This window comes from Candidatus Uabimicrobium helgolandensis (assembly GCF_041508025.1).
Lineage (GTDB): Bacteria > Planctomycetota > Uabimicrobiia > Uabimicrobiales > Uabimicrobiaceae > Uabimicrobium > Uabimicrobium helgolandensis.
On the sequence record NZ_CP165719.1, the window covers coordinates 8,601,099 to 8,620,462 of the forward strand.

Annotated in this window: 12 protein-coding genes; 7 read left to right on the forward strand and 5 right to left on the reverse strand. The window is 32.5% G+C overall.

The annotated features are described in order from the left end of the window. The first annotated feature begins 126 nt into the window (after positions 1-126). Complete coding sequence (locus tag UABHE_RS31780; protein WP_372367458.1) at positions 127-321, forward strand: hypothetical protein; 195 nt, start codon at positions 127-129, stop codon at positions 319-321. On the opposite strand, the gene UABHE_RS31785 is transcribed toward UABHE_RS31780, so the two are convergent. The 5 genes from UABHE_RS31785 to UABHE_RS31805 form a co-directional block, all read right to left on the reverse strand. Then, the gene (locus UABHE_RS31785; protein WP_372367459.1) at positions 306-4,184 is read right to left on the reverse strand and encodes a protein kinase; all 3,879 of its coding nucleotides are present in this window, start codon (positions 4,182-4,184) and stop codon (positions 306-308) included. The genes UABHE_RS31780 and UABHE_RS31785 overlap by 16 nt on opposite strands. A 147-nt stretch (positions 4,185-4,331) precedes the next feature. Further along, on the reverse strand, positions 4,332-5,639 hold the full coding sequence (locus tag UABHE_RS31790; protein WP_372367460.1) for a cytochrome c family protein: 1,308 nt from the start codon (positions 5,637-5,639) through the stop codon (positions 4,332-4,334). Positions 5,640-5,932: 293 nt separating this feature from the next. Then, positions 5,933-8,479, reverse strand: coding sequence for a response regulator (locus tag UABHE_RS31795; protein WP_372367461.1), 2,547 nt, complete (start codon positions 8,477-8,479; stop codon positions 5,933-5,935). A 13-nt stretch (positions 8,480-8,492) separates the two neighbouring features. Then, entirely contained in the window at positions 8,493-9,515 is a 1,023-nt protein-coding gene (locus UABHE_RS31800; RefSeq protein ID WP_372367462.1) for a zinc-binding dehydrogenase, read from the reverse strand. Between the two features lie 301 nt (positions 9,516-9,816). Next, entirely contained in the window at positions 9,817-11,262 is a 1,446-nt protein-coding gene (locus UABHE_RS31805) for a dicarboxylate/amino acid:cation symporter (RefSeq protein WP_372367463.1), read from the reverse strand. A 451-nt stretch (positions 11,263-11,713) separates the two neighbouring features. On the opposite strand from UABHE_RS31805, the gene UABHE_RS31810 reads away from it, so the two are divergent. The 6 genes from UABHE_RS31810 (at position 11,714) to UABHE_RS31835 (ending at position 19,364) form a co-directional block, all read left to right on the forward strand. After that, positions 11,714-11,956: a glutathione S-transferase N-terminal domain-containing protein gene (locus tag UABHE_RS31810; RefSeq protein WP_372367464.1), complete on the forward strand. Its 243-nt coding sequence runs from the start codon at positions 11,714-11,716 to the stop codon at positions 11,954-11,956. A 525-nt stretch (positions 11,957-12,481) separates the two neighbouring features. Further along, a complete protein-coding gene (locus tag UABHE_RS31815; RefSeq protein WP_372367465.1) occupies positions 12,482-13,786 on the forward strand; it encodes a hypothetical protein in 1,305 nt (434 codons plus the stop codon). A gap of 12 nt (positions 13,787-13,798) precedes the next feature. Further along, positions 13,799-15,901: a hypothetical protein gene (locus tag UABHE_RS31820; protein WP_372367466.1), complete on the forward strand. Its 2,103-nt coding sequence runs from the start codon at positions 13,799-13,801 to the stop codon at positions 15,899-15,901. Beyond that, positions 15,844-16,722, forward strand: a complete 879-nt coding sequence (locus UABHE_RS31825; RefSeq protein ID WP_372367467.1) for a HEAT repeat domain-containing protein — start codon at positions 15,844-15,846, stop codon at positions 16,720-16,722. The genes UABHE_RS31820 and UABHE_RS31825 overlap by 58 nt, the downstream gene beginning before the upstream one ends. 121 nt (positions 16,723-16,843) lie before the next feature. Next, positions 16,844-18,073: a serine/threonine protein kinase gene (locus UABHE_RS31830; RefSeq protein WP_372367468.1), complete on the forward strand. Its 1,230-nt coding sequence runs from the start codon at positions 16,844-16,846 to the stop codon at positions 18,071-18,073. A gap of 4 nt (positions 18,074-18,077) precedes the next feature. Continuing rightward, the gene (locus tag UABHE_RS31835) at positions 18,078-19,364 is read left to right on the forward strand and encodes a hypothetical protein (protein ID WP_372367469.1); all 1,287 of its coding nucleotides are present in this window, start codon (positions 18,078-18,080) and stop codon (positions 19,362-19,364) included.

A 19,364-nucleotide genomic window follows, 5' to 3' on the forward strand; every position in this document is an offset into this window, starting at 1 on the left:
GGGAGTGGCAATACTTGTGGCTCTTGTTTTATAAGGCTTTTTTGTTTTGGGTGATGGAGGTAGAGTGATTTGATATACTTAGTTATATAGTAATTAATCAATTAACTAACTACCAAGGAGATAGAAATGAAATCAACTAAACTATGCCTAATTAAACTTGTAGTATGTTTGTTTGTTCTTGCTTATTGTTTGTACACATCTCCAAATCAGATTACCTTTGATATTGTAGCTGTTTCTATTTTATCTTGCCGCTATTTTGCGATTTTTTGTGTTGAATTTTTGTATGCACGATTGGAAAGAGTAAATTATCTACCATCGTAAGTTATAAACTGAAAGGGATTTTTACTTTTGTAAAACAAGCATAGATTTTTCCACGCAACCTTACGCAAAACAGCATCTTTTTTAGATGTAAGTGAGCAATAATTTTGTAATAGTATTTTTTTTACAATTTCTTCTTTAACATCACAAATAGAAGATAACATTTCAGGAATATTTGTGGATGTTGAATTTTTATATATTTGTTTTAGAAAAAATTTATTTTTTTCTAAACGAAACATATCAATAAGATACATAGGATTAGATTTATCTAAGTTGTATGCTTTTTTTAAATAGACTTGAGCTTTGTGCTTTTTTTCTTTAAGTGTAAGAAACATATAATAGTGATACTCTGCTTCTGAAGAATCCAATCTCAATATTTGTTCTAAAAACTCCTTTACTTCCATCCTTTTATTTTCGTTTTTAATATGTTTTTTAAAAACACCAACATTTGACCAAGTTTGTTGTTGTGAACTAATCGAACTTAAAACATAGTTTACAAATGTTGTTGCATCTTGTGCATCAACTTTATTTTGCACTTTATAGAATAAACTTCGCGCAGCTGCTTTCCTTAATTGTGTCGAATTATTATTTAGTATTTTCTCACAAAGTTGATCACGCAAACCTTTTTCTACAATATAAATATAAGCATAACAAGCCCCTTTTCTTATGTTTTCGTGGGGATATGTTAGGTATTTATTAGTGGTCTCGGTTTTAACTTTGCGTGAATTGAAACCCGATACTCCATTTAATTGAGTAAATATTTTAAATGCTCCTGTTCCAACAGTGGTAAATGTGAGAAGCACAGCTTTCATATCATCACTTTTTTCTTGAGATATAAAAGGAATTATATTTTTTGCCATAAAACTATGAATTGCGTAACCATAACTTCTTAATATTTCGTCAGGTTGTTCAATCAAATAATTTGTTTGTATAGGAACAAATTTTTGGGCTAACCATATAAGACCTTTGTCTTGATGTTTCGTTTTATACTCCATAAACGTAAGAAAAGCTACTTTTGCGTGTTTTAAGGCGGCAAAGGCGCGTAAAATATTAACGTGATTATTGTTTGCATAGTACGGGACAAGATCTTGCTGTGATTTTAAACGACCGAAAACCTTTATTGCTAAAATATGTACTGAAATATTGGAAGTTTTACTAAGTAATTCATTAATAGATGATTTTATATAAGAAAGTTTTAATTGTGAAGCATTTTGCAGTAAGGCAAGTTGTACTTCACTAACATCGTTTAAACCGCTTTTCCATAGTTCATGTATGCGAGTTTTCGAAATTTGAGAGATTGTGTTTTTTGAGATTTGTTGCCAAAAAAAATAGGACGCTGCGGCTCTTATATCTTTGTTTTTATTGGTCATTAGTTTTTGTAAAACTCGTTCGCATTTTGCTTGTAATTTTTTCTTGAAAAAATATTTATGCGCAGTGTGTAATGCAACATAGGCATTTTTATGATTCAGCATGTCTAACACATGTTTTGTCGCATCAATAGCAGAATGATTTTTAGCATATAGTGATAGTAAAAAAGTGTTTTGGGGAATTACTATTTGTTGTGGCAAGGTTAAGTCTAAGTGAATATCTTTATAAGCAGATAAACATATAATTTTCTGAGTATTATCTCCATTTTTATAAACATCTATAACTTCCGAAAAGAGCAGTTGTTTCAAAAGGGCTTTGGCTGCTAAATATCTCAGAATATTCTCTTCTTTATTGTTTTTTAGGATTTGAATTAATGTTTTAGGGTTTATAGAGGCTAACATTTTTGGTTGAAAATATCCTTGCGCTAGGAGATAATTTATAGCGTAGCGCTCCTCTGCTTTACGAGCAACAATAATGTTTTTATATATTTTCGCGAGAGACCTAAATTTGGCTAATGTGAATACTTTTTGTAGATTAGGATGATAACGCATTAACCATAAAGCGTTGTAAGCACGCTTCGCAATTTTAGAATCTTTAGAAGATAGTCTTGTGACAAGTGGTAATAAATTGCCTTTAGTATTCAGAACTTTTTGTTGTTGTAAGTAGTGTGGATGATATTTGCTCGCGAGGTTTACAAATCGCATAGCAAGTAAGTCTTTCGGCACGTACTCAAAATTATTTATTTCATACATAACTTGAACGTAGCGAACGCGCAAAAATTGTACATCTGTGTAGGCAACTTTCGTATATCCTTCAAATGCTTCCATATTTTCGTGATCTAATTTCTTTGCTTGTGCGAAAGCATCGCTGGCAGATAAATATTTTTTTTGGTGGAATAATACTTTGCCTAACTCAGAGAAGTAATAGCTGTTAGTTTTCTCTAAGGAAATACTCTTTCTCAAAGTCTTTTCTGCTGTAGGATATTCCTGTAAAATACTTTGCGTTTTTCCTAAATAAAAATAGCTATCAGAGAAATGTGGTTGGTTTTTTACAGCACGTTGTAAATACACTTTAGCTTCTTTTATTTTTTGTTTGTGGAATAGACATTTACCTATTAGGAAATCAATATGTTCTTTTTCTTTAAACTCTGTATTGATTGTTTTTATTTGTTCTAAAATTAAAAGAGCTTTTTTGTATTTTAGATGTTCAATTAGCTGGGTCGCAAGATAATAACCGGCAGAACATTTTTGTTCCGCATTGCCATTTTTCCATACAAAAGAGAATAAATTGCGCGCTTGTTTTTTCTTATTGCTCTTGAAGAGCATTTGCGCTTTTGCTAATTTTACAGAGATGCTATTTTTTTGTGTAGGATTTAAACTTTTGTAATGCTGTATGAATTTCTCTTTATTACCAATTTGTGAATAAATATCAACCATGTATCCATCTAAATCACTACGACTTAATAGTTTTTGATTGTAGGCTTCCAGAAAAGACTTTTCTGCTTCTTGATAAAAGCCTCGTTGTAACCAGTACAAAGCTTCTTGGTAAACGGTTATAGAAAAAAAAGTAGTCGGTTTCGCGTTAAAATTAGATCGATAGCTGAATATTATTCCAAGAATTACAAGCCCAAAAAAAGCGTAAGCAATGTATTTTTTGTATAAAGAAAATGAAGATACTGATTTATTTTGTTGGTACTTATGTAAATCATTGGCAAAATGTTTTGCTGATTTATAACGATGGGATGGTTTTTTTTGTAGTGCTTTTAAGCATATCACTTCTAAACTTCTAGGAATACTTTTTTTTAGGTGCCTTGGTGGTGTGATTGATTTTTCAATTATTTCTAGTAATATTTGTATTGTGCTATTTTTTGAGATAAGTGGTTTTCCTGTTAAAATTTCATAAAGTATAACACCTAGAGAATAAATATCTGATTTCGGAGTTATTTTTTCTACTTCTCCTCTTGCTTGTTCTGGTGACATATATTTAGGAGTACCAACTATTTGACCACTTTGAGTAATAGAGCGATCTACATCATTGATTACTTTTGCTAGACCAAAATCTAAAAGGTAAGGATTTTGTTCTTTGTCAATAATTATGTTTCGAGGTTTGAGATCGCGATGAATGATGTTTTGTTCATGAGCATAGTGAACAGCTTCAACTATTTGGAAAAACAAAGCAATTTTACGATGTAAGCTAAGTGATTTGTTTTGTAAAAATACATCAAGTGTCATTCCTTCTACATATTCCATTACAAGATATGTCATATTATTTTGTTTTATGGATTCGTAGACACTAATTATACATGGGTGTTCGAGTTTTGCTATGGCTCGCGCTTCTCTAATAAATCTCATTGATGCCACAGTTTCTGAATTTTGTATTACTTTTACAGCAACTTTACGTTTTATTTCCAGGTCATAAGCGAGATAAACAATACCCATTCCGCCGCGACCTAGTTCGCAAATAATTTGATATTTTTTAGCTAGAATATTTTTTGACACAAGATATCTCTATAGTTGTAGAAAAGAGAACTGTTCGAACGCTAAAAATGTTAGAGCGTTTTATTCAAAAACCCAAGATTTGGTATACCAAATCTTGGATTTTATTAAAATTTTGTGTTTAAAAACGCGATATTATTGAACTAATTTTTACTTACGTGGAGTAGGTTTCCACTTGTAACTTTTTTCTGGTGGTAATACACCATCTAAAGATGAAAGTTTGCTTCCGTCGTGATTTTTAGTAAATTTACGAGCTTTGATTGTGATAAAATCAGCTGCCTGTGCTAGATCTTTCTTGTTATTGAAGTTAAGACCTTTAAACAAGGTTAGAAGTTCTTGTATTTCAGAAACTCCGCCTGATTTCTTATTGACAGCCATGAGCCTTTTAAATGCTACGTTTGAGCGCTTCATCATGGAATCGAAATAACGACCTTTTTTGGTTGCTAAAGCAATACCACGTAGTGAATATTCTAAATCTAACATTGCACCAGCAACAAACATAACACGTAGACGCTCAGGAGTGCTTTTAAAATTAGCAGTATTATTACCACGAACGAAGTTATGTCTAACCATTCCTTGTGACCAACGAACTATTTCAAAAGCGTCACTACCTGCTTTGTGACCACCAACGTTAACTAAGTTTTCGTTAGGAATACTATGGCATTGGTAGCAGTTTTGAGCAATAAGGTAAACATCATCAGTGTTATTCATACCTTTAGCCATTGCTTTAGGTATTCTTTGTGCACGCGGTATTGTTTTGTCGTTGTGTATCTCAACCCAATCCTGCGATGCACCGTGGCATGATTCACAAGAAACACCAGAAATTACCTTTGGTTTTCCACGAACTTCATCTCGTGTGTAGTGGCAATTATAACATAAATCATTACGCTTGATACTACCGCTCATACCAAGATTTTTTTGAATCTGTTTTGCTCTTTTGCGTTTGTGCAAATCTTTAAAAGTAAGACTGTGCGGTGTTTTTTTCCACACTTGAACTTCACGTTTGTGACAATCGGCACATTTATTTACAGTAAGAACTTTTGTATGATCTAGTTTTAAAGATTTTTGTGTTTTAATATCTTTTAGCATTGCCAATTCTTCAGCGCTTAGATTTGTATTTACAGGTTTTCCTCCACCTGTATTGCCTCCACTTACTGAAGCTAATTTTGCTTTGGCTTTGTTTAATCTTGTTTGCGCTGTACTAAGAGCTTTTTGATATTTTTTTGTAAGACTAGAGTATTTTTTTACATAGCCTTGCCATTTTGCAGAACTTGGGTTTTTCGCTAATTGTGCTTTTGATTTCTTTAATCTTACTTGTGCTGTACCAAGGGCTTTTTGATACTTTGCAGACAATTTAGTGTACTGTGTAACATAACCTTGCCACTTTGCAGCTTCATCTGCTTGTAAAGAGATCATAGCAAAAAAGCTTATTAAAGATATAATGCTTAAATGCTTCATGTTGAAGTCTTCTCCTCTAATGTTGAATGCGTAAATTGTTTAAAATAAAAAACGCTAGTATTACTTCTATAAATTAGCGTGTTCTTATATTATTATGCGAAAATGCTAATGAAAGAAGCAAATTTTTTTTATTTAGGGTTCTAAGTGACTTGCCAAAAGCATTTATCTGTTAGTATTTGTTTTTTTGTTTTTTAGCTTTGTTTTTCGGTTACGCAGTTAGGACTGTGTGCCTTCGTTACGTTGTGCTAGAAAACAAAAATTCTATATCGAACAGGTAGCTATTTTGTCATCACTTAGTTTATTTTTTGTTCTAGTAAGACTTTTCCCCATTTTTTAATAATATTTTGTAATTTTATCATTGTAATTGGTTTACTAATGTAGTCATTCATACCAGCGTTAAAACATTCTTCGCGATCTTTTTCCATCGCGTTTGCCGTCATTGCTATAATTACCGGGGCTTCTATTTGAGTAGAAATAATTATTTTTGTTGCCTCTAAACCATCCATTATGGGCATTTGCATATCCATGAACACTAAATCATATTTCTTTTGTTTAATGGCGTTTACTGCTTCTAAACCGTCGGAAACAATATCAATGTTATATCCAAGTTCTTCAAGTAAGAAACCAGCAACTTTTTGATTGATAGAGTTATCTTCTACAAGGATTATGTCTAGAGGGTATTCTAGGTATAACATAAAGTTTGATTTATCAACTACACATTTTTTTTTGTATTTAATATCACAAAGTATATTTTTCGTTGCGTTAAAAAAAGAGGATATGTTAATTGGTTTGTTTAGTACCACTGTATTTGGAGGAAGGTAAGCTTTTTTGTTAGTGTTGATGAGCAAAGCAGGCGTTGTTTGATTCACAAAAAGAGTTCTATCACTGATTATCAAGTCATAATTCTCTTCTATATTATGTTCAATGGAAACTTTTAACCCCCACCAACAGCAATATTTTTGTAAAAGTTCTAGCATGATTGGACTTTTAATATCAATGAGAACATTTTTACCAAACATATAATCTATACTAGGGTCAAGGTATTCAATATTATTTACCTTGTTAGATTTCTGTACTTTGATTGAAAATGAAAAGATTGTACCGTTGTTAAGTATACTTTGACAGTGAATATTGCCGTCCATAATCTCTACTAATTTTTTACAGATACTCAATCCTAAGCCTGTACCACCGTAAATTCTTGAAGTAGAGTTGTCTGCTTGTAGAAAAGGCTCGAAAATAGATTGTAGTTTCTTTTGTGGAATACCAATGCCTGTGTCTTTAACTTGTACTTCAAGAAAGAGATTTTCTTTTTCTTGTCGATGAGATACCGAAGTGATAACTTCACCACTATTAGTAAATTTTATAGCGTTGTTAATTAAATTGATAAAAATTTGGCGCACGCGCTTCGTATCCCCAATGACATATTGCGGTGTACAAAAATCGATATCGCAAATCAGATCAATGTTTTTTTCATTTGCTTTCGCTGAAAATAAATTAATTACACTTTCTAAACATTCCCTCACACAAAAATGCTGTTTTTCTAATTCTAATCGACCTGATTCTATTTTTGTAAAGTCAAGAATGTCATTCATAATGCTCAATAAAATTTTACTACTTTCTCGTATTGTTTTTATCCAATTTTTTTGCTGAGCATTGAGATTTTCTTCTTCAAGAAGCCCGACTAAGCCAATAATTCCACTCATCGGTGTGCGAATTTCGTGACTAATACTGGCGAGAAATATATCTTTACTTGCATTGATTTCTTCAGCATATTGTATTGCTTTTTGTAGCCGTAGTTCGGTCATCTGTCTCTTTGCTATTTCTTGTGTTGCAATGTTTAAAGATTCTTCGGCAGCTTTTTGTTCTTCTTGCAAGGATTCCAACATTTTATTTATTGATGTTGTTAATGTTGTAAATTCGTCTTGGCCTTCTGTTTTTAGTTGTCTATATTTTTTATTTTCGGTAATCATTTTAATATGTTTTGTTGCTTTTTCAAGTCGAGATAAAATAGATGTTTCTAAAAAAAATAGAATGAGTAGAGTAAGAATAAGTCCCATGAGTATAAGGAATAGAGTAAATAGTTTAAATGATTCTAATCCTTGTAAGTAAATATCTCGATTATGAGTGATTTCCAATGAGAAAATTTTGTTGTTGTTGATATCGCTATATGCTTTACAAGAATATGCAGTGTTAACATTTAAGTTAAGACAGCGTTTTTTAGAACAGCCAGAACAATCAGTATTCATAACAACTTGCAGTTGTAAGGGTTTCTCTAGTAATTGTTTGCATCTAGATGAAGTTAAGTAGTAGCACCAAATTAAAGTTCCAATGATAGGGCCGTTTTTTTTTGTAATAGGACGTGAAACTATCATTACTGGTGTATTGAGGTTTAAAAAGCCTTTTACATGATTATGTTGCAATAGTTTTTTGTTTTGGAGTATGTGCTGAATGTTATCTTGAGAAACAAAGTCTAGTGATTTTGTTTGATGGTTGGTTTTTACAGAATGTACGACTTGATGGTTAATATCGCAGTATATAGCAATATCAAAGAGTGTATGAACAGCATCATATGTTAAGTTTTTTTTGCAATAATTTGGTGCTTTACCTTTAACAAATAAACTAATGTCATCCGAAGAACTCCATGATAGGACGTTGGAACTTAGATTTTTTAAACGTTTATCAATAACATTAGTTGCTCTTTGCTCGTCTAATAATATTCGTTTATTTTCTAAGGATAAGAAACGCTTCATAAATATATTTTTACACATAATATTTATAGAGAAAGTAGCGATTGTAGCGCCTGATATAACAATTAAAAATACTTTACATCGTAAATTCATAAAACACCAATTATCAAATTGTTAACACTACCTTGCCTATATTTTGTCTATTTTCAATATAGTCGTGAGCTTTTGCAACATTAGAAAAATGAAAAGTTCGATCAACGTGAGGTAGAATCCATCCCTGTTCAACACCATTAAGTATAGTATTCATCCACATTGATATTTTTTCAATCTCATGCCATAAATTTCCTAAATTCACGCCAAAAACTCCTTTATTATTATTCATTAGGGATAATGGTCCAAATTTAGGCATACGCACAAATGATTTTATCATTTGTAAATTACGTTTTATTCTATTTGATCCAGATAAAGTAGAAACACCAAACATTCCTAGACGTCCAGTGCTACGTAAAGCGCGATAACTTTTTTTCCAGTGGTTACCACCAATTGAATCGATAACTAATTCAACTCCCTTACCTTCTGTTTTTTCATTAAGTATTTGTAACCAGTCAAAGTTGCGATAATCAATTGCACAGTGTAGGCCGCGTTTTTTCAAAAAATCGTGTTTTTGGGGGCTTGATGTTCCGTATGTTTTGGCCCCGAAGTGAAGCGCAATATTTAGTGCCGCTAATCCTACTCCACCACCAACATTGTGAATAAGAATAGATTCATTTTTTCTAAGTGCACCCATTACCACTAATAATTGATAAGCAGTTAAGTATACAACTGGTATAGAAGCTGCTTGCTCAAAGGTCAAGCTTTCAGGTTTTGTAAATACATATTCTTTTGCTACAACTACCTTCGTCGCATAACCGCAAAAGGGCGTTAAGGCGATTACCTTTTTGCCTAGCCAAGTTTTCTCAACATTTGAACCTACTTGTTCTACAACGCCTGATACTTCGTAACCAATAACACAAGGTAAATCTGGAGCATTAGGGTATAAACCTTTACGAATTAAAATATCAGCAAAGTTAACCCCCACAGCTTTGACATCTATTTGAATTTCATTATTTTTTAATTGAGAGACTGGTTTTTCAATAATCTCAAGAACAGATGAATTTCCATGCCGCGCAATAAGAATTTGTTTCATCATGGTCGCTTAATATAAATAATTGGTTTAAACACTAAAAGCTATTCTAGCTTTAGTTTTATTTTATCTATTATAGATTTATTGTTTTGAATATTCTACTGTATTTAAGAAAAAAATAAGTATTGCAAGTCGCTTATGAATATAAGCAAATATGACACAAGCATTTGTATGTTTTCGCCAAATAATAAAATGTGATTCCGTAACTGCAAACTTTCTTTGACTTTAAAAATTAAACTACAAATAAATTAAAGTTATGTATCGAAGAATTTGTAAAATATCGCAGTTACAGAATCAGGTCACTTAGTTATTCTGACTTGTTCTCATTTGCATCTGGTTGAGAAACAGTTGATTTATCCGGAGTTACAGAACTAATGTAAACAGAACATGCCATATCTCCAACGACATTTACTGATGTGCGAAACATGTCGAGCAAGTTATTCACTGGCAGAATAAAAAGTATTCCTTCTGGAGGTATATTTACAGCACTCAAAATCATTGTGAGGATAACAATACCAACGCCTGGAACAGCTGCTGTTCCAATAGAGGCCATGACTGCCATGAACACTACAGTGAGTTGATCAGCCATTGTTAAATCAATTCCATAAACATTGGCGAGAAAGATTACTGAAATTCCTTGGAAGAGAGCAGTTCCGTCCATGTTGATTGTTGCCCCTAGAGGGATAACAAAACCGGCAACTTCACTCTTTACATCTAGTTTGTGTTCCGCAACTTCAAGTGTTAATGGCATTGTTGCTGCGCTGGATGCTGTAGAAAAAGCAGTTATCATAACTTCTTTGACGTTTTTGAAAAATTTTACAGGGCTATATTTTGACAAAAGCACTAGAGAGGAAACATTAAGTACAAGTAAGTGAGTGAATAAGCCTAAAAGAACGCAAATTGAAAATGGAATAAGAGCCGTGAGCATTTCGGTATTTTGTGTTCCTGCTATTTGTGCGGCGATAAGAGCAAAAATACCATATGGGGCTATACACATTACCATCATTATAATGCGCACCGTCATTTCTGTTACACCTGTGAAAAAAGAAATGATAGGTTGTGAATGTTTCGGATCAATCTGCAATAAGGCAATTCCACATATAAGTGCAAAGAAAATAACTTGCAACATGTCAGGTTTAGCTTTACTTACAGACTCAAGAATGTTTTTAGGGAAAATAGCCTGTAAACCTTCGAAAAGTGTTTGCCTGTTTTGTGTGGCGGTTTCAACTTTACTAGAAGCTTTATCTTTAAATTGTTGTTCGAATTCCTGTTTTGTTTCCGGAGAAAGATCACTTCCCGGCTGCATAATATTGGCAAATACTAGACCGATAGCAATGGCAATAGCAGTTGTACAAATATAATAGATAATAGTACGCATGCCAATACTACTTAACTTCTTTATATCCCCTAGACTAGTTACTCCCGTTAGGATAGAAGCGAAAACTAAAGGCACAAGAGCCATAGTCAAGCAATTCATAAATATCTTGCTTCCAACAGGCTTCACAGCAGTAAGTAAAGTACTATCAAATAGTCCACTAAGCGCCGAAAAAATTCCTAGGCCAAGTGCAATCAAAATTTTAATAAATAAAGAAAAATTGAAACCTTCAAAAATAACAAATAGCCCAGCAAATAAAGAAAAATAGCCAATGGTATTTAGCTTATCATCGGATTGCAAGGTATATGAACTAATGGCGAAAAGTAGCGCAAATAAAATTATCTTTGCAATTGGATTTAGACTTTTTAGTTTCTTCATCGTTTTAATCACGAGGATACATAGATTATATATTCTGTTTTGTAAAGCATAAAGCTTGTAAAAGAATTAGAATCTTGTCAAATTTTAATATACTATTTCAAAGCATATATTAGCCTCGTATCTCCCTTCTGAGAGTAAAAAGACACCTACCAAGGGATATTTATCATCCCTAAATAAAAGTATTGATTTGCAACATTTGGGTAACTACTTTTGTCAGGTTTTCGTTAGAAAATTTTTTGCGTGAGAACTTGATAAACAAGTACCCACCTCTATAAAAAGTTTCTGAAAAAACGCAACTCAGTTTATTTTCGTTGTCTATAGCGTAATTTCTTATATAAAATATCCTGTTGCAAAACAACATCATAACATATAATAATTCTAATTTCTAGCCAAGTGACAGTCAAATTAATCGTTTCGTAGTAAAGTTTGCAGTATTGTTAAAGGATACACAATGAAAGATTTTAAAGATTACACACTCTATTACTCTCCGTATTGTCCTTTTTGTGTACGCGTACTAAATGCTTTTAAAGGTTTAGATATTGAAATTTCAATGAAAGACACTGGGGATTCAGCAAATAAAAAAGAACTAGTTAATGGTGGTGGAAAAGCAACTGTGCCGTGTCTCAAACATCCTGATGGAACTTGGCAATATGAATCGCTTGATATTATTGATTTTGTGAAAAAAAAGCTATAAACAAAGATAGGTGCTACTCCTGGTAATAAGTGCTCTAAAATATAGTTGCTACAATTTTAAAAAAATGGAATAATATGAATTTATCTTCTATAGAGCGCTAAATAAATCAATATCGTAGCCAAATATTATTGCAGTGCCCAATTAAGGTGATCTAGTGATAACCACTCTGTTGTTAGATGTGTCGTTATTCAAATGAGTAATAGATGTCGTTAAATATCATAGCCTTATGTGGTACTGCGAGTAGCATCGAGCTCGCTTCCGAAATCTTCTAGAGGTGAAATGCTTCTTTCTTTTGTCAAAAGTTTTGAAATCGGACTCGGGCTTGAAAAACATTTTGAATAATGATAGGCCTAGTAATATCTATAAAATTAAAGTGTCACTCAATTGAAGAGTGTAATAAGAGATAATGTATATGAATATTTCGTCTTCTACAGAGCGCTAAATAAATTTAATAGCGCAGCTAAATATTAATAGATAATGTATGAGATTTTATAAATGAGTTATGTTTATTGAAAGATTCTAAATATGCATAAAAAAAATCTAAGTTTTTTTACTATGCTTGAAAATGAAGAATACACGACCTTGACAATATTTAATAATACAGACACGCAACATATTGAGTATTTATTAACGAAAGAGTGGTCAAAAACAGCTGTTTGGAAAGGTGAAGATAGCCAAGGTTTGTTAAAAAAGGCTAAAAAAGCTAACCAAGAACTGTTTACAGAAATGATTACTAAATACTCGTTGCAAGAATATCTGAGAGATATTGTTAGTTTAATGAAAAGTAACAAGCATAAAAAACTCATTTTTATTTTTGAGCCTAAAAACAATATTCGTTGTATTTTGGCGTGTCACAATACAAATAAAGATTATGTTGTTGGTGGTTTTAGAAGAGCACTTGAAGCCCAAAGTGAATGGCAAGTTATTTCCGATACACTTTGCTTATCGCGAGGAATGAGTTTTCGTTGTGCTGTTGCAGGATTACCGTGTTCTGGTATATCGCTTGCTGTTCATGGAAACGCTCCTGTTGCAACTACTGTAAATGAGTTTTTTGGGTTCATAGCATATATTTTAAATCGATTTGAAATTTTTGTTGCTGTAGAAGGTGGATTTTCAGGTAAAGACATTGCCTTACTTAAGTCTTACACTACTAATTGCGTTTCAGAGGAAAATGAATCAAAAAATAATATAATTAGTTTAGCTGCCACATATAGTGTGTACACAGCAATAAAAAATGCTCTTTTATTTCGTTATCCAAACAATGGACAAATCCAAGGTAAAACAATTGCAATACAGGGTTTAGGTAGTATCGGTTCAAGTTTGGCAACGAAACTTTTAGATGAAGGGGCAGAATTAATTATCGGAGATATTGACGAACGAAAAGTCGAACAATTTGTGAAAGGTTGTAGTCGACCGAAGTCAGTAGTAGTGGAAGAGTTTAACTCAGTTACAATGCAAATGGGGCATGTTTTTGCTCCTTGTGCTTTTAGTGGCGTGATTGATCGCGATACAATGTCAAATTTTGATTACCATATTGTTACTGGCGGTGCAAACAATATTATGTCGGAACCTATTTACGAAGATGAAATTGCATTAGCTAATCTTCTCATGAAGAAAGACATTATTTATATTCCTGATTGGATTTCAAACTTTGGCGGAGCAACGCATGGGGTTTCTCTTTTTATGGATAAAAATAGTAGTTTAAAGAAAACTAAGAAAAAAATAGATAGTATCATGGCACGAATTATAAAACAGCTTTTAACCGAAAGTAAACAAAAGAACATCTCTCATTTAGAGTTGGCATATCGAAAATTTGAACCTAAAATTTAAGGTGATTGTACTATGAAAATATGTAAAACAATTGTATGGATTACCACTCTTTTCTGTATTATAGGTTGCCAAAATACAACAAAAAACAGTATTCAAGATACTTCGCCGTCATCATCATCTTCTTCTTCAGATGAAGTTGTAGAAATCAATGAAGAAGACCGTATGAATGAAATCATAAAGACAGAAGAAATCAATGAATCTCAACCTAGTATTAATATAGATTTTAATGAAAAGCAAGTATACGCAGGGCAAAAAGCCAATTTATCTGTTAATTTATTTAATGATAGCGAAAAATATAATACTACAATTAATGATTTTGTATATTCTGCAACCTATGGAAAATTTGATAAAAGTGTATATACTGCTCCTTTAAAAATAGGACTAGATACAATTACAATTAAGCATACTCCTAGCAATATTGAAAAAGCTATTAATGTAAAAGTCGTGGCTACTCCTAAGTTAGAGGTTGATATAAATAGTACTTTATCATGCAGTGATATTGTGAAATTATCTCCAAAAGTTTACATTGGAGATATTGCTCAAGATTATCCTCTTTCTACTTTTGTATATGCAGCAAAACACGGACTTTTTACAAGATCAGAGTACTATTGTCCAGATAAAGAAATAGATGATGTTATCACAATTACTTACCCAGCTTTGCAATTAAAAAAACAAATAAAAGTTGCTATTCGAGCAAAGCCAGTACTCACCTTAGATAAAATACCTGAATCGATAGAAAAAGATGGTAGTTTTGTGATAAAAGCGTTTTTTAAGAAAGCGCAAAATAAAGAAGATATATCGAGTGGAGATCTTTCTTTCAGTTGTAGTATAGGTCGCTTTGATCAGGCAAAATACGTTGCAACAAAAATTGGAAATGCAAAAATAACAGTGACGCACAATGCAACAGGACAAAAAATTACAAAGAAAGTATCTATTAAAGAATCGCTAAAACTCGAAGTAGAGGTTCCAAAACGCAAGTTAGAAAACTTTTCTACTATGGAAATAAATGCTTCTTTAATTCAAAGCAAAAAAGTCATAGATGATAATCGTGAAAATTTCGAATTTACAGCGCGATTAGGATCTTTTCAACAAAATATTTACAAAGCTCCTTCTGTAGATCAAAGTGGAGGCGAAGTAATTGATATTGTTACAGTGCGCCACAAAAAACAAAATTTATCAGAAGAAATAAAAGTAAAGGTTGTATACTCTCAGTTCTTAACGGTTCGCACTAGTCGTTTTGCTATGCCTGTTCCAAGCAATTGGCATGTCAAAAATAAAGACATGGGATTTTTGGCTACTTCGTATGAAGGAAAAATCCAAATTGACCGAGGTTCAGAAATAAAAGCGTTAGCACTGAGTGGTTTTGGATTTCTAGATCCTCAAACAGTGATGGTTCTATTCCAGCAACAAGGAGGGATAGGGCGCAATATGGAAAAAGTAGGTGAAGATCAAATAAATATTGCAGATCAAAATGTTACTCGCGTTTTATTTGAAAGCAGTGGCCAAACATTGCGTAAAAGTTGGTGGATTATCTTTAAATACAAAAGAATTATGTATTTATTAACTCTAAGTGGTGAAGAAGAGTTTTTTAACGGAGAGAATAGTCCTGCAAGTAAGCTTTTAAGAGAATTCAAACTTTTGCCTTTAGATTCACGTAATCCTTCGCTTGAAATGTCTAGTGAATTTAAAAATATTGATGAACCTTTCTTTGAACTTTCTGTACCAAAAAGTTGGAAATCGGATAATATATTTGATGTATTTTTTGCTTCAAGTTCTGTAGCTCACGAAGGAGAGAAAATAGGTTTATTTGTTTTCGCACATCGTAGTAGAGAAATACAGAGTATGGACTTGTCGTTGATATTACTACTATTCCGCCAAGAAATAGTAAAAGATCCTACAATGATTGCTAGCGAAGAAGAAGAAATTGAAATCCAAGGAATTCCAGCTAAAATGGTAGAATTTTCGGGAGGTAAGGATAGCACGGATCGCATGTGGATCATTGCCATTAAATATAATTTCACAGGATACGTTGTTGTTGTGAATGGACCGGACCAGATATGGAAAGCGAACCCGAAATTTGCAGAAAAAATAAAATCAAGTTTCAAACCCAAATAGTATTATTGTTGTTTTTACTCCCTGCTTGTATTGAGCATACTTTAATTCCAGGGCAAATAGAGCAGCAAGGTCAAATTTCTCGCAGGATAGCTCCTAATCATCGTGATGTATTAAGAGGCGGTTTATTGAAACAGAAAATCGCCTCACAAAAACTTGTAGATCGCGTGCGTTTTTTAGCTTTTTATCCTCTGCATTTGATTGCTATGGGAAATTTTGTTGAGCAAGGAGAATTTGAGAAATCATTGCCTCTCTTTGAAGAAAATAATATTGTTTTTGTTTCAAAGAACAGAAGAAAACGTGAAGTAAAGAAAATGCTTACATCGGAAGATAGTAATGCAAGAGAACTCGCAGCAGGTTTAGTTGAACAAAAAGAGAATTTGTTGATTTCTCTTTATAACAAGGATGATTATGTTCGCTTAGCAGCAATTTATAAGCTACGTAAGTATAAATTCCAAGAAATAGAGCCTCATTTATTTAAGTTGCTAAACGATCCAAATAAATTTGTGCGTTTAGAGACGGTTCGCATTTTAAGATTCTTTTCTGCGAAAAAAGTACTAATTTACATTTATCAATCTCTAAGAGATCTAAGTTCTATGGTTCGTGGAGAAGCTGTAGTTACTTTAAATGCATTAAAAAATATTGCAAGTGTCGAAAAATTGTGGCCAATGCTAAATGATTCAGAAACATATGTTCGAAAAAAAGCTATTGAAGCGATAGAGAATTTAACTAAGATTAGCATTCATTTTCCATACAATGCCAGTGAGAAACTACGTACCCAAAAAATAGAGTTATGGAAAAAAAAGTGGTTAAACATGAAGTAGGAATTATCGGCGTTATATTAAAACCTAAATGTCGGTACAATCCGGTAGTGTGTAAGAGAAACAATCGCAATTTAACTAACACTGCTAGTAAGTAAATTTTCCCAAAAAAAGGTAATTTGTAATGGCTAAGGTAAAAGATAAAGATTTAGGCAAGTTACTAGTAAAAAAAGGACTTGTAAGCTCAATAAAAATGAAAGAAAGTATTCAAATCCAAAAAGATTTGTATGAGCAAGGTGAAAAGAAGTCTCTAGAAGAAATTCTTTTAGAAAATAAATGGGTAACCTCTCAAGATATTTTCACTATAAAAAACTATTTACTTCTTGGACAAGAAGTCGACTTACCAAATATACAGCTACTAAAAAAGCTAGGCGAAGGCGCTATGGGAGTAGTGTTTAAAGGTGTACAAATTAGTCTAGAGAGACCTGTAGCAATTAAAATTTTAGACCCTGACTTAGGAAAAGAACAAGCGTTTGTTGATCGTTTTCATCAAGAGGCAAGAATGCTTGCTTCTTTGAGTCATCAAAATATTGTAAAAGGGATTGATTTTGGTGTTTCAGACAATGTATATTATTTTGTTATGGAGTATCTAAAAGCAAAAACTTTGGGTGAAGTTGTTGCTATAAATGGTCCTTTCGAATATCAACTAAGTTTTAAAATCCTAGAACAAATGGCCCAAGCTTTAGAGTATGCACATAAAAAAGGTCTTGTTCACCGCGATATTAAACCGGACAATATTCTTCTTTGTAGTAATAAAAAAGCAAAGCTTTGTGATTTAGGTTTAGCAAAGTGGCGAAAGCGAAATCTTGAGCTTACTTCAGCAGGAACTGTTATTGGTACTCCTTATTACTTATCTCCTGAACAAGCACAGGGAGAAATAGATGTTGATATTCGTAGTGATATTTATTCTTTAGGTGCTACTTTTTATTTCTTGTTAACGGGAGAACCGCCTTACGATGGTGATCGCGAATCGGTTATTCACTATAGACATATATACGATCCACCACCAAAAGTTACAGAAGTCAATTCTCAATTACCTTCAAAATTAGATGTCCTTTTTGAAAAAATGATGCACAAAGACAAAACGAAGAGAATTCAAACGCCTGCTGAGTTAATCACTCATTTGCAAAAAATGAACTCAAGTGCTAAAAAATCAGAAACCGTTCGGGCTGAAACAGTTATTTCTCCTGAAGTAAAAGTACGAAAATCTACTGCGCGTAAAGTTCCTCCAAGGACAACTAAACGTTACAAAAAAGAAGAAAACGACTCGCGCGAATTTTTGATAGCTTTTCTTGTCGTGTTAATTGTGTCTTTGTTAGTTGCTATAATCTACGTAACCTCACAAAGGTTTTGAACTTATGCGTTTATCTGATTACATTGTAGATCATTTACATTTTAAAGCGACTCCTGAATTACAGTTATCGATGTATCTACCCGACGAAAGCCAAGGATTACGTGAAGAAGTTTGTGTTTTAGAGCCTAGGGAAAACAAAAAAAATATATTATTTATATCAAATGCTCGAAAATGCAAAATATATAAGGCCAACGATTATAATTTAGTATGCATTAACTACCAATTGCGTGACCAACTTTTTGATATTTTAGAAAAAGATGCTAAGGTAGAAAAAAAGCAGATTATGAATTCTTTTGTACAATCGAATAACAATTTGATGCTTATATTACTTATTGATGAAGATATGTCTTATGTAGATGCTATTAGCATTACCAGATTTTTGCGGAAATCATTAAACAATAATGTACCCATTCGTATATATGTGTTACTTCCTGTTATAAACGATCTACTATACTCAAGATTATTATTTCTTAATTGCCATTGCAGTACCCCTTTTGCTATGCAAACTATATATGGAGAATTTGGACCAAATGAAGCTAACCGCTTTTTGCATAGTGTAGATGAAATATACAAAACACTTCCAAAGAAACAAAATGCTGACACAACACAAATAATGAGTGTTGAAACATACCAAGAATATAATTTTGATGGTTACGATATTGAGACTGTTTACGACTTAACATCTCATAAAAGTTACGACGAACAAATGGAAAATCTAAGCACAATAAATACATCGGTATATAACTCTATAACGGTACGGCCACAACAGAGTATTCCAATTAATCTTGATATATTTTCGGATATCGATTTACATTTGACTTTGTCCGTTTTGTGGAAAGGTTTTTCTAAAATAGTACACTATATGAATAGTGTACTTGGCAAAAAACTACGCATGAAATCTATATACAGTAGTAGCCTTGACTATTTAAGTAAAGAGACGCAGCTTTCGCCGAGTTATAGACATTTTTACCAAAGTATTGAAAAATCATTAGAAGAGATATTCTCTGATCCGTTACAACCACCTCACTATTCCATTGATATTAAGAACCAAGAGCAGCTGGCAAAAAATATTTTCAATTACTACCACTTATTCTGTAGATTGATTGGAATTATTGTATACAATATGAATAGCCAATTAGAGCGCGAAGACAAAGTAAAAATAGCAGTAAAAATAATTGAAATTTTGAAAAAAGATATAGGTTTATTTCCCATTCCCATGTGTATAGATAGTAAATGGCAAGAACTTACAATTCTTGATGTGTTTAAGTATTTTCGTAAAAATAAATTATAG